20 protein-coding genes are annotated in these 20106 nt (G+C 70.9%); 18 read left to right on the forward strand and 2 right to left on the reverse strand.

Annotation, left to right across the window (positions count from 1 at the left end):
- The first annotated feature begins 19 nt into the window (after positions 1-19).
- Positions 20-1510, forward strand: a complete 1491-nt coding sequence (locus PUT80_RS14315; protein WP_275292228.1) for a beta-xylosidase — start codon at positions 20-22, stop codon at positions 1508-1510.
- On the opposite strand, the gene PUT80_RS14320 is transcribed toward PUT80_RS14315, so the two are convergent.
- Positions 1434-2051 carry a B-4DMT family transporter gene (locus PUT80_RS14320; RefSeq protein ID WP_275292218.1) on the reverse strand — a complete coding sequence of 206 codons (618 nt, stop codon included), beginning with the start codon at positions 2049-2051 and terminating at the stop codon, positions 1434-1436. The genes PUT80_RS14315 and PUT80_RS14320 overlap by 77 nt on opposite strands.
- Positions 2052-2179: 128 nt before the next feature.
- Here PUT80_RS14320 and PUT80_RS14325 point away from each other — a divergent pair, with 128 nt between their 5' ends.
- Genes PUT80_RS14325 through nusB form a run of 3 tightly spaced genes read left to right on the forward strand, consistent with a single transcriptional unit; the run spans position 2180 to position 4336 of the window.
- Complete coding sequence (locus PUT80_RS14325; protein ID WP_275292219.1) at positions 2180-3271, forward strand: aminopeptidase P family protein; 1092 nt, start codon at positions 2180-2182, stop codon at positions 3269-3271.
- Positions 3272-3314: 43 nt separating this feature from the next.
- Positions 3315-3878 (forward strand): elongation factor P, encoded by a 564-nt coding sequence (gene efp, locus PUT80_RS14330; protein WP_134666313.1) that lies wholly within the window; start codon positions 3315-3317, stop codon positions 3876-3878.
- Complete coding sequence (gene nusB, locus PUT80_RS14335) at positions 3878-4336, forward strand: transcription antitermination factor NusB (RefSeq protein WP_037818946.1); 459 nt, start codon at positions 3878-3880, stop codon at positions 4334-4336. The genes efp and nusB overlap by 1 nt, the downstream gene beginning before the upstream one ends.
- 839 nt (positions 4337-5175) lie before the next feature.
- Here nusB and PUT80_RS14340 read toward each other — a convergent pair.
- Positions 5176-5664 carry a transcriptional regulator gene (locus tag PUT80_RS14340; protein WP_275292220.1) on the reverse strand — a complete coding sequence of 163 codons (489 nt, stop codon included), beginning with the start codon at positions 5662-5664 and terminating at the stop codon, positions 5176-5178.
- A gap of 261 nt (positions 5665-5925) precedes the next feature.
- Between PUT80_RS14340 and pyrR the strand changes: the two genes are divergently transcribed.
- From pyrR to PUT80_RS14410, 14 genes are all read left to right on the forward strand, one after another.
- On the forward strand, positions 5926-6522 hold the full coding sequence (gene pyrR, locus PUT80_RS14345) for a bifunctional pyr operon transcriptional regulator/uracil phosphoribosyltransferase PyrR (RefSeq protein WP_009075803.1): 597 nt from the start codon (positions 5926-5928) through the stop codon (positions 6520-6522).
- On the forward strand, positions 6519-7466 hold the full coding sequence (locus PUT80_RS14350) for an aspartate carbamoyltransferase catalytic subunit (RefSeq protein ID WP_238607445.1): 948 nt from the start codon (positions 6519-6521) through the stop codon (positions 7464-7466). Before pyrR ends, PUT80_RS14350 begins: the two co-directional genes overlap by 4 nt.
- Complete coding sequence (locus PUT80_RS14355) at positions 7463-8749, forward strand: dihydroorotase (protein WP_134731721.1); 1287 nt, start codon at positions 7463-7465, stop codon at positions 8747-8749. The genes PUT80_RS14350 and PUT80_RS14355 overlap by 4 nt, the downstream gene beginning before the upstream one ends.
- The gene (locus PUT80_RS14360; RefSeq protein WP_134666309.1) at positions 8749-9252 is read left to right on the forward strand and encodes a transporter; all 504 of its coding nucleotides are present in this window, start codon (positions 8749-8751) and stop codon (positions 9250-9252) included. The genes PUT80_RS14355 and PUT80_RS14360 overlap by 1 nt, the downstream gene beginning before the upstream one ends.
- The gene (gene carA / locus PUT80_RS14365; protein ID WP_037818937.1) at positions 9249-10376 is read left to right on the forward strand and encodes a glutamine-hydrolyzing carbamoyl-phosphate synthase small subunit; all 1128 of its coding nucleotides are present in this window, start codon (positions 9249-9251) and stop codon (positions 10374-10376) included. Before PUT80_RS14360 ends, carA begins: the two co-directional genes overlap by 4 nt.
- Entirely contained in the window at positions 10376-13693 is a 3318-nt protein-coding gene (gene carB / locus PUT80_RS14370) for a carbamoyl-phosphate synthase large subunit (protein WP_037818936.1), read from the forward strand. Before carA ends, carB begins: the two co-directional genes overlap by 1 nt.
- Complete coding sequence (gene pyrF / locus PUT80_RS14375; RefSeq protein WP_275292221.1) at positions 13690-14532, forward strand: orotidine-5'-phosphate decarboxylase; 843 nt, start codon at positions 13690-13692, stop codon at positions 14530-14532. Before carB ends, pyrF begins: the two co-directional genes overlap by 4 nt.
- Positions 14533-14639: 107 nt before the next feature.
- Positions 14640-14957: an integration host factor, actinobacterial type gene (gene mihF / locus PUT80_RS14380; RefSeq protein WP_003096398.1), complete on the forward strand. Its 318-nt coding sequence runs from the start codon at positions 14640-14642 to the stop codon at positions 14955-14957.
- A gap of 23 nt (positions 14958-14980) precedes the next feature.
- Positions 14981-15625 carry a guanylate kinase gene (gmk, locus tag PUT80_RS14385; protein WP_238607442.1) on the forward strand — a complete coding sequence of 215 codons (645 nt, stop codon included), beginning with the start codon at positions 14981-14983 and terminating at the stop codon, positions 15623-15625.
- Positions 15622-15891 carry a DNA-directed RNA polymerase subunit omega gene (gene rpoZ / locus PUT80_RS14390; protein ID WP_020658117.1) on the forward strand — a complete coding sequence of 90 codons (270 nt, stop codon included), beginning with the start codon at positions 15622-15624 and terminating at the stop codon, positions 15889-15891. The genes gmk and rpoZ overlap by 4 nt, the downstream gene beginning before the upstream one ends.
- Positions 15884-17116, forward strand: coding sequence for a bifunctional phosphopantothenoylcysteine decarboxylase/phosphopantothenate--cysteine ligase CoaBC (gene coaBC, locus PUT80_RS14395; protein WP_078870735.1), 1233 nt, complete (start codon positions 15884-15886; stop codon positions 17114-17116). Before rpoZ ends, coaBC begins: the two co-directional genes overlap by 8 nt.
- 90 nt (positions 17117-17206) lie before the next feature.
- Entirely contained in the window at positions 17207-18409 is a 1203-nt protein-coding gene (gene metK / locus PUT80_RS14400) for a methionine adenosyltransferase (RefSeq protein WP_037819197.1), read from the forward strand.
- A 512-nt stretch (positions 18410-18921) separates the two neighbouring features.
- Positions 18922-19209 carry a transposase gene (locus tag PUT80_RS14405; protein ID WP_275292222.1) on the forward strand — a complete coding sequence of 96 codons (288 nt, stop codon included), beginning with the start codon at positions 18922-18924 and terminating at the stop codon, positions 19207-19209.
- Positions 19206-20087, forward strand: coding sequence for an IS3 family transposase (locus PUT80_RS14410; protein WP_238604526.1), 882 nt, complete (start codon positions 19206-19208; stop codon positions 20085-20087). The genes PUT80_RS14405 and PUT80_RS14410 overlap by 4 nt, the downstream gene beginning before the upstream one ends.
- Positions 20088-20106 lie beyond the last annotated feature (19 nt).

Here is a 20106-nt window from a genome sequence, read left to right on the forward strand (position 1 = left end):
TCGGCGACCCGTGCGTCAGCTGCTCTCGCTGCTGATCGCCGGATCCCTCGTTTCCGGGTGCAGTCAGACGTTGGCGCAGCCGCAGGCCGAGGGCACCGGGCACGGCGGCATCGCGGGCGGGGCGCCGCAAACTCCCAAGGATCCGCCTCGGGCGGCGGACGTCGCGCTCGCCTCGGGGGCCAGCAGGCAGAGCGGCGGCGTCGTGGCGGCCGGGGCCGCGGACGCGTCCTACAACTACGGCCCCACCGTGATGGTCGAGAACGGCCGCACCCGGATCTGGTGGTGCAGCCAGTACAGCAGCGCCCCGCCGCCGGGGGACGACATCCTCTACGCCGAAGGTCCCTCGGCCGACGGACCCTTCACCGGGCCGGGTGGCGGCGCGCCCGCGGCGCTCCTGTCCGGCGCGCCCGGCAACTTCGACGGCATGCACACCTGCGACCCGTCCGTGCTGCGCGTCGGCGGCACCTACTTCCTGTACTACACCGGCGCGGCGGGCGACCACGCGCTCGGCAACGCGATCGGCATGGCCACCAGCCCGGACGGCATCCACTGGACCCGTTCGAACGGCGGCAAACCGATTCTCGGCGCGTCCCACGACGTCCACCGCGGCAACGTCTACGGCGCCGGCCAGCCCTCGGTGGTCTTCCTCGACGGCTGGTACTACCTGATGTTCACCGACACCACTGGCCGCGCGGCGGGGTGGAACGGGGCGGGCCAGTTCGTGATCCGGGCGCACGACCCGGCGTTCCGCGAGGGCGTGGAAGCGTTGGGGGAGAAGGGATTCGAGCCCACCGCGACCACCGCGGCACCGCGGACCCGTTCGGTGGTCGACGCGTTCAGCGTGGACCTGGAGTGGGTCGGCGCGCTCGACGCCTTCGCCATCGCGCACGAAACCGCGGACGGCACCACGATCACCTTCTGGGACCGCGATTTCACGATGCAGCCGTACAAACCGGTCGTGATCCCGGGCGCGTGGAAGGAAGGACCCGGACTCGTCCGCCGTCCCGACGGGCACGCGCCTACGTCGGTCAGCGACCCGTGCGACCTGGTCTCGCTGGACGTCGTGCGCGCCACCGAGATCGGCCCGTCGGGCGCGCCGACCGGGCTGAAGCACTTCGGGCTCGACGTGAAAGGCGCGGGCGGCTGCTCGACCCCGGCGCGCAGCACGGCGACCTTCGACGGCGTCGCGATGCCGTCCCCGGACCGCATGATCGACCTTTACCGCCGCGGCGAGCGGATCCGGATCGACCGGCGTTCAGTCGCCGAGGTGCTCGCCGGGGAACTGGTGAACCGGCCGTTGCCGCAGGTGCCGGAGGTGCCGGTGAAAACCCGCCTGCGTTCGGGGGCGACCGTCGTGCACGCGTACGGCCGCGGCTACGGCATGGTGCTCGACGGGCAGCTCTACGGCCTGCCGGACACGACGATCGTGTCGCTCAACGGTTCCGGGGTGCAGGAGATCGACCCGCAACAGTGGGACGGCGCCGCGCGCGGTTTGCCGCTTGGCGGCTGACCGGAGACGGCTTCGGCTTCTCGGCCGGCGGCTTCTCCTCCCGCGGGGTCGGGCTCGGCGGGAGTTCGAGTTCACCGGAACGGCTGCCGGTGCCGTCCTCGTCCTCGTCGTCGGGCTCCGGCTCGGAGTCGGCATCGGCATCCTCGGCCGGACGCCGGATCCGGCCGCCGACGAACAATCCCAGCCCGGCGGGCACCAGCACCAGCAGCGCGGAGAACGCCGCCCCGCCGGTGAGCGCGGCTCCCAGTTCGGAAACCCCGGTCTGGTCGACGAAAATCGCCCGCCCGATCACGTACAGGATGCCCGAGCACACGCCCGCGACCAGGGAGGCGATGAACCACGCGCGCCCTCTGTCGCGCAGGCCGCGCCAGCCGTCGATCGCGCTCCACAGCGCCGCCACGCCGACCAGCACGGCGATGGCGAGCGACGTGAACAGCGTCTGGCCGGTCGGGTGGAACACGGACCACTTGGCGAGCAGCGTCATCGCGGCGGCGTGCACGACCGCCATGACCAGCCCGCGCGTCAACCAGGCACCCAGCATGGACGGAGTGTAGGCGCGCCGAAGTTAACCGCCAGTAGGCCGTCCTCCCCGCCGCGCCGGAACCGTGCCGGAGCCGCGCTGAAACCGTGCCCGAACAGGGGTCGGAAGCCGCTGGTTAAGCTGGTCGCGTGCCGGAAATCCACGCTCGCCGCCGCGCCGCGCTCGCCGCCCTGCTCCACGAGAACGGGGTCGACGCGCTGCTGGTCACCGATCTGCTCAACATCCGCTACCTGACCGGGTTCACCGGGTCGAACGCCGCGCTGCTGCTGCACGCGGCAGGCGACGCGAAGACCCTGTTCTGCACCGACGGGCGCTACACGACCCAGTCGGAGTCGGAGGTGCCCGACCTGGAGCGCGTGCTCGACCGCGCCAGCGCCCGCGCGCTCGCGGTGCACGCCGCGGAGCAGGGCTACGGCCGGACCGGGTTCGAGAGCCAGCACGTGAGCGTCGAGGAGCACGAGAACCTCAAGGTGCGCTTCGACCGGGTCGAACTGGTCCGCACGCCGGGCCTGGTCGAGCAGCTGCGGGTGGTCAAGGACGAGGTCGAGGTCGCCGCACTGCGCGCCGCGTGCGCCGCCGCCGACCGCGCGCTCGCCGCCCTGATCGAGGCCGGGGGAGTGCGGCCGGGCCGGACCGAGCTGGAAGTGGCCCGCGACCTGGAGAACCGGATGCTGGAGCACGGTTCGTCCGGGATCTCGTTCGAATCCATCGTCGCCGCCGGGCCGAACTCGGCGATCCCGCACCACCGCCCGACCGGGGCCGAACTGAACCGCGGCGACTTCGTGAAATTCGACTTCGGCGCCACCGTCGACGGCTACCACTCGGACATGACCCGCATGGTCGTCATCGGCGAACCTGCGGACTGGCAGCGCGAGATCTACGACCTGGTGCACCGCGCGCAGGCGGCGGGCTGCGAGGCGGTCCGGCCCGGCGCTGTGGTGTCCGAAGTGGACGCCGCGGCCCGCTCGGTGATCGCCGACGCGGGGTACGGAGAGCAGTTCGCGCACGGTCTCGGGCACGGCGTCGGGCTGGAAGTGCATGAGGCACCGAGTCTCGCCGCGGCAGGCGTCGGTACACTGTCCGCCGGTATGGCGGTCACCGTCGAGCCCGGCGTGTACCTCGCGGGGCGCGGTGGCGTGCGCATCGAGGACACGCTCGTCGTGCGGGACTCCGGACCCGAACTCCTCACCCTGAGCACCAAGGACCTCGTGGCCGTCTGACGGCCGCGGCCGAAGAGATCGAACACAGGAGACCTGAAGACTCGTGGCCACCACCAACGACCTGAAGAACGGACTCGTCCTCAAGCTGGACGGCCAGCTGTGGAGCGTCACCGCGTTCCAGCACGTCAAGCCGGGCAAGGGCGGTGCGTTCGTACGCACCACGCTCAAGCACGTGCTGACCGGCAAGGTCGTCGACAAGACCTTCAACGCGGGCACGAAGGTCGAGACGGCCACGGTGGACCGCCGGAACATGACGTACCTGTACAAGGACGGCGCGGACTTCGTCTTCATGGACGGCGACACCTACGACCAGATCACCGTGCCCGCCGAGACCGTCGGCGACAACGCGAACTACATGCTCGAGAACACCGAGGTCCAGGTCGCGGTGCACGAGAGCGAGCCGCTGTACGTCGAGCTGCCGACCTCGGTCGAGCTGGTCGTCCAGCACACCGACCCGGGCCTGCAGGGCGACCGCTCCACCGGCGGCACCAAGCCGGCGACGCTCGAGACCGGCGCGGAGATCCAGGTCCCGCTGTTCCTCACGACCGGCGAGAAGATCAAGGTCGACACCCGCGACGGCCGTTACCTCGGCCGCGTCTCCAGCTGATGGCGGACAAGCTTCCCCCGCACCCGAACCGCGGCGGCGCGATCAGCAGGCGGCAGGCGCGCCGGCGCGCGGTCGAGATGCTGTACGAGGCCGCCCAGCGGTCCGCCGACGCGGTCACGCTGCTGGCCGACCGGGTCGGCGCGGTCGAGGTCGACCCGGTCGCGGACTACACGATCACCGTCGTGGAGGGCGTCACGGCCCACCGCGAGCGGATCGACGAACTTCTCGCGGAACACTCGCAGGGCTGGACCCTCGAGCGGATGCCGCCCGTGGACTTGGCGGTCCTGCGCGTCGGCGTGTACGAGATGCTGTGGTCGGGCGACGTCCCCGACGCGGTCGCGATCGACGAAGCGGTCGGCCTCGCGAAGGAACTTTCGACGGACGACTCGCCGCGGTTCATCAACGGCGTCCTCGGCCGCATCGGCACGATCGCCGACCGGCTGCGCGCGGTCCTTTAGCCCTCGCGGCTCGGTAGTCGGAGGTAACCCGGCTGGGGGAAAGCGGCCACCTGATTGGCCGCTGCCTGATCGGGTCACCGCCGGACCGCGGCGGCCGGCGCGAGGGGCGTCCGGGAGAAAATTGATCACCGAGCGGAATCAGAACCGGTCGGCGGGCGCCCTTCGCGGCAGCAGAATCCGGGCGGGTGCGCGGCGAGCCGGGGCGGCGGTCTTCCGGATTCACTGCGGTGAGTGAGCAACCCGCCGGAGCGGTGCCGCGCATGCTGCCGGGGAAACCGCGACGGGGCAACGGTTTCCAGGCGGGGGGAGAGAAACCGCTGCCCGGAGCAGGAATGTCGCGGGCGGGAAAGCAGCGGGATCGGACCGCCGCCGATGCCGGGAGAGCGTGCCTGGGGCGGAAACCGGTCGCGAGCGGGGGAAATGCTCAGCGCGGAATTACCGCACTGCTTGGTATCGGCGATCCAGGTGCGCGGCGGCGGGCAAGCCATCGGCGCGAAACCGCAAGCCAGGCAAGGGAATCCGCTCGGGCGTCCGAAGCTCGGAGCGGGGGAGCGGCCGCGAGGAAAAGTCCTGGGCGGCGCTGCGACGCGAAGCGGAAATGCGCCGGAATCCGGAACGAATCCGGGCTCTCAACACGGAAAACGTGGGCACTTACGGCGTTCGCCGAAGAGCGGAACACAGCAGGTCAACGGTCGCGGGCACCCCGGATCGCCCGAGGCCGGGCCGGGCAGCGCGGAACCGCGGCGGATCGAGCCTCACCCGAAGCGCGGCGGGCGTTCCCGGTTCCCCGGGTGCGGGAAGCCCGCCGCGTCGTGCACGGCCGTTGCCGCCATCAGTGCTCAGTCCTCTTTGGACGGGCGGGCTTCCGGCGGGAGGACGCCCCAGTCGATGAGCTGCTCGGTCAGCTCGCCGGGGGTCATGTCGTAGATGATGGCGAGCGAGCGCAGGTCCTCGGTGCGGATGGAGAGCACCTTGCCGTTGTAGTCGCCGCGCTGGCTCTGGATCGTCGCCGCGTACCGGGCGAGCGGGCCGACCTTCTCCGCGGGGAGCTGCTGGAGCCGCTCCAGGTTGATCACGATCTTCGCGGCGGGCTCGGCTCCCGAGGGGACCCGGCCCTCCGGCAGCAGTTCGACCACCGGCACGCCGTAGAAGTCCGCCAGCTCGGCCAGCTTCTGGACGGTGACCGCCCGGTCGCCGCGCTCGTACGAGCCGACCACGACGGCCTTCCAGCGTCCGCCGGACTTCTGCTCGACCCCGTGCAGGGACAGGCCTTGCTGCTGGCGGATCCCGCGGAGCTTGGCCCCGAGCGCCTTGGCGTAATCGCCCATCTGGTGGTTCTCCGTTTCATCGCCCCTGCCCGGCCGGGAGGACCGGAGCCGGGGACTCCTCGAGTCGAATACTCAGAGTAATGGTTACGCATAGTTGTCACCAGGTCAAGCAGAAGGTCGGTCCGCGCAGGTGGCGGCCGTGCGCGTACCACCCGGAAGACTGATTGACCGGTCCTGCTACTGTCGGTGCGGTTTCCGGCAGCAGCCGGTTGCCGACGTCCTTTAAGGACCCGTCCAGAGAGGCGGGGAAGGAGGTCCGCCTTGTCGTCACGTCCGCGTGGCGCGGCGGAGCCGGCGGGAGAGCGCGAGCTGCTTTCTGCCGGCGATGTCGCGCGCACGATCGCGAGGATGGCCCACCAGGTCATCGAGAAGACCGCTCTCGGAGCCGGTCCGCCCGAGCAGTACCCGGTGCTGCTCGGCATCCCCACCCGCGGCACTCCGCTCGCCGCGCGCCTCGCCGGGAAGATCGGCGAATTCGCCGGGGCCGAGCCGCCGCACGGCGCCCTCGACGTCACCCTCTACCGCGACGATCTCCGCCGCCGTCCGCCGCGCGCGCTCGAGCAGACGCAGCTGCCGCCCGGCGGGATCGACAACCGGGTCGTCATCCTCGTCGACGACGTCCTGTTCTCCGGCCGCACCATCCGCGCCGCCCTCGACGCCCTGCGCGACCACGGCCGCCCGCGTGCCGTCCAGCTCGCCGTGCTCGTCGACCGCGGCCACCGCGAGCTGCCGATCCGCGCCGACTACGTCGGCAAGAACGTGCCCACCGCGCGCGCCGAAGGCGTCTCCGTGCTGCTGTCCGAAACCGACGGCCGGGACGCGGTGCTGCTGCGCGCGCCGGAAGGAGAAACCCGGTGAAGCACCTGCTCGCCACCGACGGGCTCGACGCGGACACCGCGACCGCCGTGCTCGACACCGCCGACGAGCTCAAGCACACGCTGCTCGGCCGCGAGGTCAAGAAGCTGCCGACGCTGCGCGGCCGCACGGTGATCACGCTGTTCTACGAAAACTCGACGCGCACGCGGGTGTCGTTCGAGATCGCCGGGAAGTGGATGAGCGCGGACGTGATCAACGTCTCGGCGTCCAGTTCCTCGGTGAACAAGGGCGAATCGCTGCGGGACACCGCGCTCACGCTGGCCGCCGCGGGCGCCGACTGCGTGATCATCCGGCACCCCGCCTCGGGGGCCGCGCACCGGCTGTCGGGCTGGCTCGCCGGACCGGGCACCGCGGTGGTCAACGCGGGCGACGGCATGCACGAGCACCCCACCCAGGCGCTGCTGGACGCGGCGACGCTGCGCGAACGTCTCGGTTCCCTGAAGGACCGGCGGATCGCGATCGTCGGCGACGTCCTGCACAGCCGGGTCGCGCGCTCGAACATCCACCTGCTCAGCACCCTCGGCGCGGAGGTGGTGCTCGTCGCGCCGCCGACGCTGCTGCCGGTCGGCGTCGAAAAGCTGCCGGTCACCGTGTCGCACGACCTCGACGCCGAGCTGCCCGCGGTCGACGCGGTGATGATGCTGCGCGTCCAAGCCGAGCGCATGACGGGCGGGGGCCCTGGGCAGAGCTTCTTCCCCTCCGCGCGCGAATACTCGATCTCCTACGGGCTCTCCGAGCGCCGCCAGGCGCTGCTGCCGGACCACGCCGTCGTGCTGCACCCCGGCCCGATGCTGCGCGGCATGGAGATCGCCTCCGCGGTCGCGGATTCCCCCTCCTCAGCCATTACCGAACAGGTCCGCAACGGCGTCCACGTGCGCATGGCGGTCCTCTACCACCTGCTGGCCAGTGAAGGAGCTGCCGCGTGAGCATCGTGATCAAGGGTGCCCGCCCGTACGGCGAGGGCGAGCCGGTGGACGTCCTGGTCGAGGACGGCGTGATCGCCGCGATCGGCGAGGTGGACGTTCCCGAGGGCGCCGAGGTGCTCGACGCCGAGGGCCAGGTCCTGCTGCCTGGGTTCGTCGACCTGCACACGCACCTGCGCGAGCCGGGCCGCGAAGACACCGAGACCATCGACAGCGGTTCCGCCGCGGCCGCGCTCGGCGGCTACACCGCCGTGTTCGCCATGGCCAACACCGATCCGGTCGCCGACAACTCGCTCGTCACCGACCACGTGTGGCGGCGCGGGCAGGAGGTCGGCCTGGTCGACGTCCACCCGGTCGGCGCGGTCACCGTCGGGCTCAAGGGCGAGAAGCTCGCCGAACTGGGCACGATGGCCAAGGGCACCGCAGCCGTGCGCGTCTTCTCCGACGACGGCGTGTGCGTCGCGGACCCGCTGCTGATGCGCCGCGCGCTGGAGTACTCGACCGCGCTCGACGCGGTGATCGCCCAGCACGCCGAAGAACCGCGGCTCACCGTCGGCGCGCAGGCGCACGAGGGCGAGCAGGCGTCGCGGCTGGGCTACGCGGGCTGGCCGGCGTCGGCGGAGGAATCGATCGTCGCGCGCGACTGCCTGCTGGCGCTGCACGCGAACGCGCGGCTGCACGTCTGCCACGTCTCCACCGCGGGCACGGTCGACGTCCTGCGCTGGGCGAAGGAACGCGGCACGAAGGTGTCGGCCGAGGTCACGCCGCACCACCTGCTGCTGACCGACGACCGGCTGGAGACCTACGACCCGGTCAACAAGGTCAACCCGCCGCTGCGCACCGGCGGCGACGCGGAGAAGCTGCGCGCCGCGCTGGCCGAGGGCGTCGTGGACTGCGTCGCCACCGACCACGCGCCGCACGCGGTGCAGGACAAGGACACCGAGTGGGCCGCGGCCCGGCCCGGCATGCTCGGCCTGCAGACCGCGCTGTCGGTGGTCGTCGAGACGATGGTCAAGACCGGCCTGCTCGACTGGCGCGGCGTCGCCCGGGTGATGAGCGAGCGGCCCGCGGAGATCGGGAACCTGTCCGGGCACGGCCGTCCGATCGAAGCGGGCGAACCGGCGAACCTGACGCTGGTCGACCCGGACGCCGAATGGACCGTGCGCGGGGCCGAACTGGCCAGCATCGCGGCCAACACCCCGTACGAGGGAATGCGGTTGCCCGGCGTGGTGACGGCGACCCTGCTGCGCGGGCGGATCACCGCGCGCGAGGGGAAGATCTGCTGATGGAGCGGCTGCTGCTGACGCTGGGGATCGTCGCGTTCTTCCTGCTGTGCCTGTGGGGCATGTGGATGGGCTGGCGGCGCAAGGCGCGTTCGCAGAGCGCGCGGATCGCCCCGTTCCCGGAAATCCCGGCCGACCCCGGCGAATTCCAGCTCGAATCGACGGGCGTGTACGTGGGCACCACGACCGCGGGCAACTGGCAGGACCGCATCGTCACGCGCGGCGCGGGCCCGCGGTCCGGCGCGGTCTGGCGGCTGCACCCGGACGGGGTGGCCGTGGAACGCGGCGGGCTCCCGGACTTCTGGATCCCGCGCGCCTCGATCACCGGGATCCGCCGCGACTCCCGGCTCGCCGGGAAGGTCACCGGCACCGACGTGCTGCTGGTGATCACCTGGCAGCTCGGCGACGTCGCGCTGGACACCGGGTTCCGCGGCGACGATCTCGACGACTATCCATTGTGGATCAACGAACTTTCCGATCACGACATCAAGGGAGGTGCCCAGTGAGCACCGGCACTCGCGGCCCCGCCGCCCTGGTTCTCGAAGACGGCCGGGTGTTCCGCGGCGCGGCATACGGCGCGCGCGGGCGGACCCTGGGCGAGGCGGTGTTCTGCACCGGCATGACGGGCTACCAGGAAACGCTGACCGATCCGTCCTACCACCGGCAGATCGTGGTGCAGACCGCGCCGCAGATCGGCAACACCGGCTGGAACGACGAGGACGACGAATCGGCCCGGATCTGGGTTTCCGGTTACGTGGTGCGGGATCCCGCGCGCACACCGTCGAACTGGCGCTCGAAGCGGTCGCTGGACGAGGAACTGGTGCGCCAGGGCGTGGTCGGGATTTCCGAAGTGGACACCCGCACGCTGACGCGGCATCTGCGCGAGCAGGGCGCGATGCGCGCGGGCGTGTTCTCGGGCGACGCGCTGGGCAGCGACGAGCAGATGGTCGCGGAGGTGCTGGCGAGCCCGCAGATGAAGGGCGCGGACCTCGCGGGCGAGGTCTCCACGGACCAGCCGTATGTCGTTGCGGCGCAAGGGGAGAAGCGGTTCCGGGTCGCGGCGCTGGACTTGGGGATCAAGTCGAACACGCCGCGGCTGATGACGCAGCGGGGCATCGAGGTGCACGTGCTGCCCTCGAGCACGAGCGCGGAGGAACTGCTGGCGCTGGAGCCGGACGGGGTGTTCCTGTCCAACGGCCCGGGCGACCCGGCGACGACCGCGCACGCGACGGCGTTGACGAAAACCGTTCTGGAGCAGCGGATTCCGCTGTTCGGGATCTGCTTCGGCAACCAGATCCTGGGCCGCGCCTTGGGATTGGGCACCTACAAGATGCGCTACGGGCACCGGGGGATCAACATCCCGGTGATCGACGTGGCGACCGGGCGGGTCGCGATCACCGCGCAGAACCACGGTTTCGCCCTCGAAGGCGAACCGGGCCAGCGGTTCGATTCCCCTTACGGGGCCGCGCAGATCAGCCACTACTGCCCGAACGACGACACGGTCGAGGGCGTGCGCGCGTTCGACGTGCCCGCGTTTTCCGTGCAGTACCACCCCGAAGCGGCCGCGGGTCCGCACGACGCCGCGCCCCTGTTCGATGAATTCGTTGAGTTGATGGAGAAGAAGGCCTGATGCCGAAGAGGACGGACATCCAGCACGTGCTGGTGATCGGCTCCGGGCCGATCGTGATCGGGCAGGCGGCCGAGTTCGACTACTCGGGCACGCAGGCCTGCCGGGTGCTGCGGGCCGAGGGCCTGCGGGTGTCGCTGGTGAACTCGAACCCGGCGACGATCATGACGGATCCGGAGTTCGCGGACGCGACCTACATCGAGCCGGTGACGCCGGACTTCGTGGAGAAGGTCATCGCGGCGGAGCGCCCGGACGCGCTGCTGGCGACGCTGGGCGGGCAGACCGCGCTGAACTGCGCGGTGGCCCTGCACGAGCGCGGCGTGCTGGAGAAGTACGGCGTGGAGCTGATCGGCGCGGACATCGACGCGATCCAGCGGGGCGAGGACCGGCAGAAGTTCAAGGACATCGTGCGCACGGTCGGCGCGGACGTGCCGCGCAGCCGGGTGTGCCACGACATGGACGAGGTTCGTTCCACGGTCGAGGAACTCGGGCTGCCGGTGGTCATCCGGCCGTCGTTCACGATGGGCGGCCTCGGCTCGGGCATGGCGCACACGCCCGAAGACCTGGAGCGGCTGGCGTCGACCGGGCTCACGGAGTCCCCGGTGACCGAGGTGCTGATCGAGGAGAGCGTGCTCGGCTGGAAGGAGTACGAGCTCGAGCTGATGCGCGACAAGCACGACAACGTGGTGGTCGTGTGCTCGATCGAGAACGTGGACGCGATGGGCGTGCACACCGGCGACTCGGTCACCGTCGCGCCGACGATGACGCTGACCGACCGCGAGTACCAGGTGATGCGGGACGTCGGGATCGCGGTGCTGCGCGAGGTCGGCGTGGACACCGGCGGCTGCAACATCCAGTTCGCGTTCAACCCGGACGACGGCCGGATGGTCGTGATCGAGATGAACCCGCGCGTGTCCCGTTCGTCCGCGCTGGCGTCGAAGGCGACGGGTTTCCCGATCGCGAAGATCGCGGCGAAGCTGGCGATCGGCTACACCCTCGACGAGATCCGCAACGACATCACCGGCGAGACCCCGGCGTCGTTCGAGCCCGCGCTGGACTACGTGGTGGTGAAGGTCCCGCGGTTCGCGTTCGAGAAGTTCCCCGGCGCGGACCCGACGCTGACCACGACCATGAAGTCGGTCGGCGAGGCGATGTCGTTCGGCCGCAGCTTCCCCGAAGCCCTCGGGAAGGCGATGCGGTCGATCGAGACCAAGGCGACCGGGTTCTGGACCCAGCCCGACCCCGAGGGCGCGACGGTCGAGTCCACGCTGGACTCGCTGCGCACCCCGCACGAAGGCCGTCTCTACGAGGTTGAGCTGGCGCTGCGCCTCGGCGCGACCGTCGAGCAGGTGCACGAGGCGTCGGGGATCGACCCGTGGTTCATCGACCAGATCGCCCTCATCGGCGAGGTCGGCGCTGAGGTCCGCGACGCACCGGTGCTGGACGGCGACCTGCTGCGGCGGGCGAAGCGCACCGGCCTGTCCGACCGCCAGATCGCCGCGCTGCGGCCGGAACTGGCGGGCGAGGACGGCGTGCGGGCGCTGCGGCACCGGCTGGGGGTGCGGCCGGTGTTCAAGACGGTCGACACCTGCGCGGCGGAGTTCGCGGCGAAGACCCCGTACCACTACTCGGCCTACGAGACCGACCCCGCCGCAACCTCCGAGGTCGCGGTGCAGTCGGACAAGCCGAAGGTGCTGATCCTCGGCTCCGGGCCGAACCGGATCGGGCAGGGCATCGAGTTCGACTACTCCTGCGTGCACGCGGCGATCGCGTTGCGCGAGGCCGGGTTCGAGGCCGTGATGGTCAACTGCAACCCGGAAACCGTGTCCACCGACTACGACACCAGCGACCGGCTGTACTTCGAGCCGCTGTCGTTCGAGGACGTGCTGGAGGTCGTGCACGCCGAGCAGCAGTCCGGCACGGTCGCCGGCGTGATCGTGCAGCTGGGCGGGCAGACCCCGCTCGGGCTCGCGCAGCGCCTCGCCGACGCCGGGGTGCCGGTGGTCGGGACGCCGCCGGAGGCGATCGACCTGGCCGAGGACCGCGGCGCGTTCGGCGAGGTCCTCACCGCCGCCGGGCTGCCCGCGCCGAAGTACGGGACGGCGACCTCGTTCGAGGGCGCGAAGCGGATCGCCGACGAGATCGGCTACCCGGTCCTGGTCCGCCCGTCCTACGTGCTGGGCGGGCGCGGCATGGAGATCGTCTACGACGAGGAGTCCCTGGCCGGCTACATCCGCCGGGCGACCGAGGTCACCCCTGAGCACCCGGTGCTGGTCGACCGGTTCCTCGACGACGCGATCGAGATCGACGTCGACGCGCTGTTCGACGGCGAGGACCTCTACCTCGGCGGCGTGATGGAGCACATCGAGGAAGCCGGGATCCACTCCGGCGACTCCTCCTGCGCGCTGCCGCCGATCACCCTCGGCGCGCAGGACCTCGACGCGGTCCGCCGCTCCACCGAGGCCATCGCGCGCGGCGTCGGCGTCCGCGGCCTGCTCAACGTGCAGTACGCGCTCAAGGACGACGTGCTCTACGTCCTGGAAGCGAACCCGCGTGCCTCGCGCACCGTCCCGTTCGTCTCCAAGGCCACCGCCGTCCCGCTGGCGAAGGCCGCGGCGCTGGTGATGACCGGCTCGACGATCAAGGACCTGCGCGCCTCCGGAGTCCTGCCCGCCGAGGGCGACGGCGGCCGGATGCCCGCCGACTCCCCGGTCGCGGTCAAGGAAGCCGTGCTGCCCTTCCACCGGTTCCGCACGCCGGAAGGACACGGCGTCGACTCCTTGCTCGGCCCGGAAATGAAATCCACCGGCGAAGTCATGGGCGTCGACACCTCCTTCGGGAAAGCATTCGCGAAATCGCAGAGCGGCGCCTACGGATCGCTGCCCACCTCGGGCCGGGTATTCGTCTCCGTCGCCAACCGCGACAAGCGTTCGCTGGTCTTCCCGGTGAAGCGGCTGGCCGATCTCGGCTTCGAGATCCTCGCCACCTCCGGCACCGCGGAAGTGTTGCGGCGCAACGGGGTTGCCTGCTCGGTGGTGCGCAAGCACTCGGAGCCGGACCCGGGCACCGGCGAGCCGAACATCGTCGACGTGATCCTCGCCGGCGACGTCAACATGGTGATCAACACGCCGTACGGAAACAGCGGACCGCGCGTGGACGGTTACGAAATCCGGACTGCCGCGGTGTCGCGCGACATTCCGTGCGTCACCACGGTGCAGGGCGCCGCGGCTGCGGTGCACGGCATCGAAGCGCTTATCCGCGGCGACATCGGCGTGCGCAGCCTGCAGGACCTCCAGGCGGCGCTGAAGGCGACGTCGTGACCGCGCGATTCGGGGCGCGGCTCGCCGAAGCGGTGGCCGCGCGCGGGTCGCTCTGCGCCGGGATCGACCCTCATCCGGGCCTGATCGAGGCGTGGGGCCTGCCGCTCGACTCGAGCGGGCTCGAACGCTTCGCGCTCAGCGCCGTGGAGGTGCTGGGCGAGGTGGCGGCGATCGTGAAGCCGCAGTCGGCGTTCTTCGAGGCGTTCGGGCCCGCCGGAGTGGCGGTGCTCGAACGCGTCGTGGACGTCGCTCACGACGCCGGAGCGCTCGTCCTGCTGGACGTGAAGCGCGGTGACATCGGCTCGACCATGGCGGCCTACACGGCGGCGTACGTGGCCGAAAAGGCGGCTTTCACCGCCGACGCAGCCACGGTGTCGCCGTACCTCGGCTTCGGCGCGCTCGACGCGGCTGTCGCGGCGGCGCGCGAAGCGGGCAACGGGCTCTTCGTGCTCGCGCGCACGTCCAACCCGGAAGCGGACGCGTTGCAGCGCGCGCGGCTCGAAGACGGCCGTACGGTCGCTCAGAGCGTCGTAGACGCTGCGGCGGACCACAACGCAGGTGCTGAGCCGTACGGCGACGTCGGCGTGGTCGTAGGGGCCACTGTGGCTCCTGGGGAAGTCGACCTGAGCCGGCTCAACGGACCGGTGCTCGCGCCCGGTTTCGGGGCGCAGGGGGCAACCGAGGCGGATTTGCGGGCAGTCTTCGGGGAGGGCCTCCCTGGCCTGCTCCCGGCGTCTTCGCGCGACCTGCTGCGGCACGGCCCGGACACGGCGGCGTTACGCCGTGCGGCCCAAGAGGTGAACGGCCGGTTGGCGGGACTGCGCGGAAAAGGCCAATAGCAGGCCCCGGAATCGCGCTCCACCAGCCACCCCCGCATTGTGGCCCCTGCTCAGGGGTGGGTACCGTCGCGTCACCCACCCAGATGTGAGAACTACCGGAGGAAAACGTGGCACTTCCCCAGCTGACAGAGGAACAGCGTGCTGCGGCGCTGGAGAAGGCCGCCGCCGCCCGCCGCATCCGTGCTGAGCTGAAGGAGCGGCTGAAGCGGGGCGGTACCACTCTGGTCGACGTGCTGAAGCAGGCCGAGGAGAACGAAGTCCTCGGCAAGATGAAGGTTTCGGCCTTGCTCGAGGCGCTCCCCGGCGTCGGCAAGGTCCGTGCCCAGCAGACGATGGAACGACTGGAGATCGCCCCCAGCCGCAGGCTCCGCGGGCTCGGCGACCGGCAGCGCAAGGCGCTGCTGGCCGAGTTCAGCGGCGAGTGAGCGGCGTCGGTCAGGACTACCCGGTGACCCGGGGCGCCGACCGCGGCAGTGAGCCGGTGGCGGGGGACATCTCCCGCCCCCGGCTCACGGTCGTCTCCGGCCCTTCCGGCGTCGGGAAGTCGAGTGTGGTGGGACAGCTGCGCCGGCTCGAGCCGAACCTGTACTTCAGCGTTTCGGTGACGACGCGGGCGCCGCGGCCGGGCGAGGTCGACGGAAACCATTACCACTTCGTGGATTCCGCCGAATTCGACCGGATGGTGGCCGGGAACCGGCTGCTGGAATGGGCCGAGTTCGCGGGCAACCGGTACGGGACGCCGCGCGAGCCGGTCGAGAAGGCGCTGGCGGACGGCCGTCCGGCGGTGCTGGAGATCGAACTGCAGGGCGCGCGCCAGGTCCGGGCCGCGATGCCGGAGGCGCGGCTGGTCATGCTGATGCCGCCGTCCTGGGAGGAACTGGTCGGCAGGCTCACCGGCCGGGGGACCGAGACCGAGGCCGCGGTGGCCGCCCGGCTGGCCGAGGCGGAACGCGAACTGGCCGCGGCGGGGGAGTTCGACGAACGGGTCGTGAACGCCGACGTCGAGGTCGCCGCGCGGCGGTTGCTAGACTTGATTACCGGCGGTGGCGATTCTGCCGCCGATCGATGTGACGATACGGAGCACCACGAGTGACTGTGCAACAGGCGACGCTGGAAGAGCTCGAAGGCATCACCAACCCGCCGATCGACGACCTGCTCGAAAAGGTCTCCTCGAAGTACGCGCTGGTGATCTACTCGGCCAAGCGGGCCCGGCAGATCAACGACTACTACGCGCAGCTGGGCGAGGGCCTGCTGGAGTACGTGGGCCCGCTGGTCGAGCCCGGCCCCCGCGAGAAGCCGCTGTCGATCGCGCTGCGCGAGATCCACGGCGGGCTGCTCGAGCACACCGAGGGTGAATGACGCCAAGCCCAGGGTCGTCCTGGGCGTGGGCGGCGGCATCGCCGCCTACAAGGCGTGCGAGGTCCTGCGGGGCCTCACCGAATCCGGGCACGACGTCCGCGTCGTGCCCACCGAGGCCGCGCTGAACTTCGTCGGCGCGGCGACCTTCGAGGCACTGTCCGGGAACCCGGTGCACACCGGGGTTTTCACCGAGGTGCCCGAGGTGCAGCACGTGCGGGTCGGCAAAGAGGCCGACCTCGTGCTGGTCGTCCCGGCGACCGCGAACCTGCTGGCCAAGGCCGCGCACGGGCTCGCCGACGACCTCCTCACCAACACCTTGCTCACCGCCCGGTGCCCGGTCGCCTTCTTCCCGGCGATGCACACGGAGATGTGGGAGCACCCGGCCACCCGCGACAACGTGGCGCTGCTGCGCTCGCGCGGCATGGTCGTCACCGAACCCGCGGCGGGCCGGTTGACGGGCGTCGACACCGGCAAGGGACGGCTCGCCGACCCGGCCGAGATCGTCGACCTGGCCCGGCTGCTGCTCGCCGAGCCGCGCGCGCTGCCGCGGGACCTCGAAGGCCTGCGCGTGGTGATCTCCGCGGGCGGCACCCGCGAACCGCTGGACCCGGTCCGCTTCCTGGGCAACCGCTCGTCCGGCAAACAGGGCTTCGCGCTCGCCCGGGTCGCCGCGCAGCGCGGCGCCGAGGTGACGCTGGTCGCCGGGCACACTGACGAACTGCCGTCCCCGGCGGGCGCGACGCTGCAACGCGTGTCCACTGCGGAGGAAATGCGCAAAGCGGTGCACGCCGCTGCCGCGGACGCGGATGTGGTCGTGATGGCCGCCGCGGTCGCGGATTTCCGGCCCGCGACGCTGGCCGACCACAAGATCAAGAAGTCCGACGACAGCCCGGACCCGGTCATCACGCTCGACCGCAACGCCGACATCCTCGCCGAATTGGTGCGAGAACGGCGTTCCGGGCAGATCGTGGTGGGCTTCGCCGCGGAAACCGGCGACGAGAACGGCAGTGTGCTCGACCACGCCCGCGCCAAGCTCCGCCGCAAGGGCGCGGATCTGCTCGTGGTCAACGCGGTCGGCGACGGCAAAGCCTTCGGCACCGAGGACAATTCGGGCTGGCTGCTCGCCGCGGACGGCACCGAGCAGGTCATCTCGCAAGGCGCTAAAGCCCGGCTGGCGGCCACATTGTGGGATGCCGTAACAGCGTTGATCGAACGTCGACTCTAGCTACAGGCCCGCTGGGTAGGGTGGGCTGTGCCAGGAGCGCCTGAAATACCGGTGGGGCGCCATCGCTTGACCGAGGGAAGTGACGAGGTCGTGTCTGCGTCCACGAAGAGGCTGTTCACGTCGGAATCCGTGACGGAAGGCCACCCCGACAAGATCTGTGACGCCATCAGCGACTCGATCCTCGACGGCCTGCTCACCAAGGACCCGCGCAGCCGGGTCGCCGTCGAGACCCTGATCACGACGGGCCAGGTGCACGTCGCGGGCGAGGTCACGACCGAGGCCTACGCGGACATCCCCACCATCGTGCGGGACGTCATCCTGCGCATCGGCTACGACTCGTCGGCCAAGGGCTTCGACGGCAACTCCTGCGGCGTGAACGTGGCGATCGGCTCGCAGTCGCCCGACATCGCCCAGGGCGTCGACACCGCGTACGAGTCGCGGGTCGAATCGGACGAGGACGAGATCAACCGCCAGGGCGCGGGCGACCAGGGCCTGATGTTCGGCTACGCCTGCTCGGACACGCCCGAGCTGATGCCGCTCCCGATCGCGCTCGCGCACCGCCTGTCGCGCCGGCTGACCGCGGTCCGCAAGGACGGCGTCCTGCCGTACCTGCGCCCGGACGGCAAGACCCAGGTCACGATCGAGTACGCGGGCGAACAGCCGGTGCGGCTCGACACCGTCGTGGTGTCCACCCAGCACGCGGACGGGATCGACCTGGAGCAGATGCTCGGCGTCGACGTGCGCAAGCACGTCGTGGAGCCGGAGCTGGCCGAACTGGGCCTCGACACCGACAGCACCCGCCTCCTGGTGAACCCCACCGGCCGCTTCGTGATCGGCGGCCCGATGGGCGACGCCGGGCTCACCGGCCGCAAAATCATCGTCGACACCTACGGCGGTATGGCCCGCCACGGCGGCGGCGCGTTCTCCGGCAAGGACCCGTCCAAGGTGGACCGCTCGGCCGCGTACGCGATGCGCTGGGTGGCGAAGAACGTGGTCGCCGCGGGCCTGGCCGGGCGGGTCGAGGTGCAGGTGGCGTACGCGATCGGCAAGGCGGCTCCCGTGGGCCTGTTCGTCGAGACGTTCGGCACCGAAACGGTCGACCCGACCAAGATCCAGTCGGCCATCAGCGAGGTCTTCGACCTGCGCCCCGCCGCGATCATCCGCGACCTGGACCTGCTGCGCCCGATCTACGCCCCGACCGCCGCGTACGGCCACTTCGGCCGCCCCGACCTGAACCTCCCGTGGGAAAGCACCGCCCGCGCTGACGCCCTGCGCTCACTCGCCGGCGCCTGATCCGTTTCGGTCCGTGAAGGGCTCCTTGAGGGAATCCCATTCCCTCAAGGAGCCCTTCACGGCTTTCGCCCCCGGTCGCGGTTCGTGAGGGCCACCCTCATTGACTCTGATTCCCTCAGGGTTCCCCTCACGACCGACCCGCTCGCCCCACGCCCACCCGCCGCCGGGATGCCGCCCCAATGCGGCATTGGGTGCATGGGACGCACCGAACGCCACATTGGGTGCATCTGACGCACCCAATGCCACATTGGGGCGCAAGCCCCCACCTCGCCCACACCGCAGCCGGTGCACCCAACGCATCGAGCACCCAGCACCACCGGCAGCCGATGCACCCGCTATCGAGGCTCCCAGCCCCTCCCGCGCACCCCGATACGAAGCCTCCCTGCGGTTCGGGGGTGCTTGTCAAGGCATCTTTCCCGCCTTGACAAGCACCCCCGAACCGTCAGCACTGAGGTTCCCCCGGTGTGCCGGACACTCTGATCCTTGGCTTTGGCCTGGGGAAGGATGTTGTTGTGTCTGGTTCGTCGAGGTATCCGGAGGAGTTCCGGCGGGACGCGGTCGCGTTGGCGCGGTCGGCGTCTCGTCCGTTGGCGCAGGTGGCTCGTGAGCTGGGGGTGAATCACGAGACCCTGCGGACGTGGGTGCGGGCCGCCGACCGCGCCGACCAGGCGGCCGCGACCGGCGGCGACGCCACGGAGCGGGAACTGCGGCAGCTGCGCAAGCGGGTGGCGGAGCTGGAGAAAGAGAAGGAGATCCTGCGGAAAGCGGCCGCCTATTTCGCGCAGGAGATGGATCGTTGACCCGCAGCTACCGGTTCATCTCCGAACACCGCGGCGCGTATGGCGTCGCCCGGCTGTGCCGTGTCCTCGACGTGCGCCGCCCCGGTTTCTACGAGTGGCTCGCCGCCGGCCCGGCCCGCGAACAGCGGGCCGCCGGCGAGGACCGGCTGGCCGGGGAGATCATCGAGATCCACGCTGCTCACCAGGGTGCTTACGGCAGTCCGAGAATCACCGCGGAACTGCGCCGCCGCGGCGAAGCGGTCAACCACAAGCGCGTCGAGCGGGTGATGCGCGAACGCGGGATCGCCGGATTCACCCGTCGCCGGCGGCAGTCGCTGACCCGCCCCGACACCGCCGCGGCCGCGCCGGATCTGATCGGCCGCGACTTCACCGCCGACGCGCCGGGACAGCGGCTGGTCGGGGACATCACCTACCTGCCCACGCAGGAAGGCTGGCTTTATCTCGCGACCGTGCTCGACCTGCACACCCGCGAAATCGTCGGCCACGCCCTCGCCCCGCACATGCGCGCCGGCCTGGTCTGCGACGCGATCACCCTCGCCGCGGACCGCGGCCTGGTCAACGCGGGCGCGGTGTTCCACTCCGACCGCGGCACCCAATACGCCTCAGCGGAATTCCGCGCCACCCTCGCCGCACACGGCATCCGCCCGTCGATGGGCCGGACCGGGTCCTGCTACGACAACGCCGCCGCCGAGTCCTTCTTCGCCACCCTCAAAACCGAAATCGGCACCCGCTCCTGGACCACCCGCCACCACGCACGCGAAGCCGTCTTCGCCTACCTCGCCTACTACAACCACGACCGGCTGCACTCCACCCTCGGCTACCGCACACCACACGAAACCCGCCTGAACTATCGTCACCACCACGCCCACGCGGCATGAAACCCGGTGTCCGACCGCC

The sequence above is a fragment of the Amycolatopsis sp. La24 genome (assembly GCF_029087445.1).
GTDB lineage: Bacteria > Actinomycetota > Actinomycetes > Mycobacteriales > Pseudonocardiaceae > Amycolatopsis > Amycolatopsis nivea.

Bases quoted from the DNA above. Each gene is read 5' to 3' on its own strand.
- PUT80_RS14320 (WP_275292218.1), bottom strand. From the start codon at position 2,051: ATGCTGGGTGCCTGGTTGACGCGCGGGCTGGTCATGGCGGTCGTGCAC.
- nusB (WP_037818946.1), top strand. From the start codon at position 3,878: ATGGCGGACAAGCTTCCCCCGCACCCGAACCGCGGCGGCGCGATCAGC.
- PUT80_RS14340 (WP_275292220.1), bottom strand. From the start codon at position 5,664: ATGGGCGATTACGCCAAGGCGCTCGGGGCCAAGCTCCGCGGGATCCGC.
- PUT80_RS14360 (WP_134666309.1), top strand. From the start codon at position 8,749: ATGGAGCGGCTGCTGCTGACGCTGGGGATCGTCGCGTTCTTCCTGCTG.
- carB (WP_037818936.1), top strand. From the start codon at position 10,376: ATGCCGAAGAGGACGGACATCCAGCACGTGCTGGTGATCGGCTCCGGG.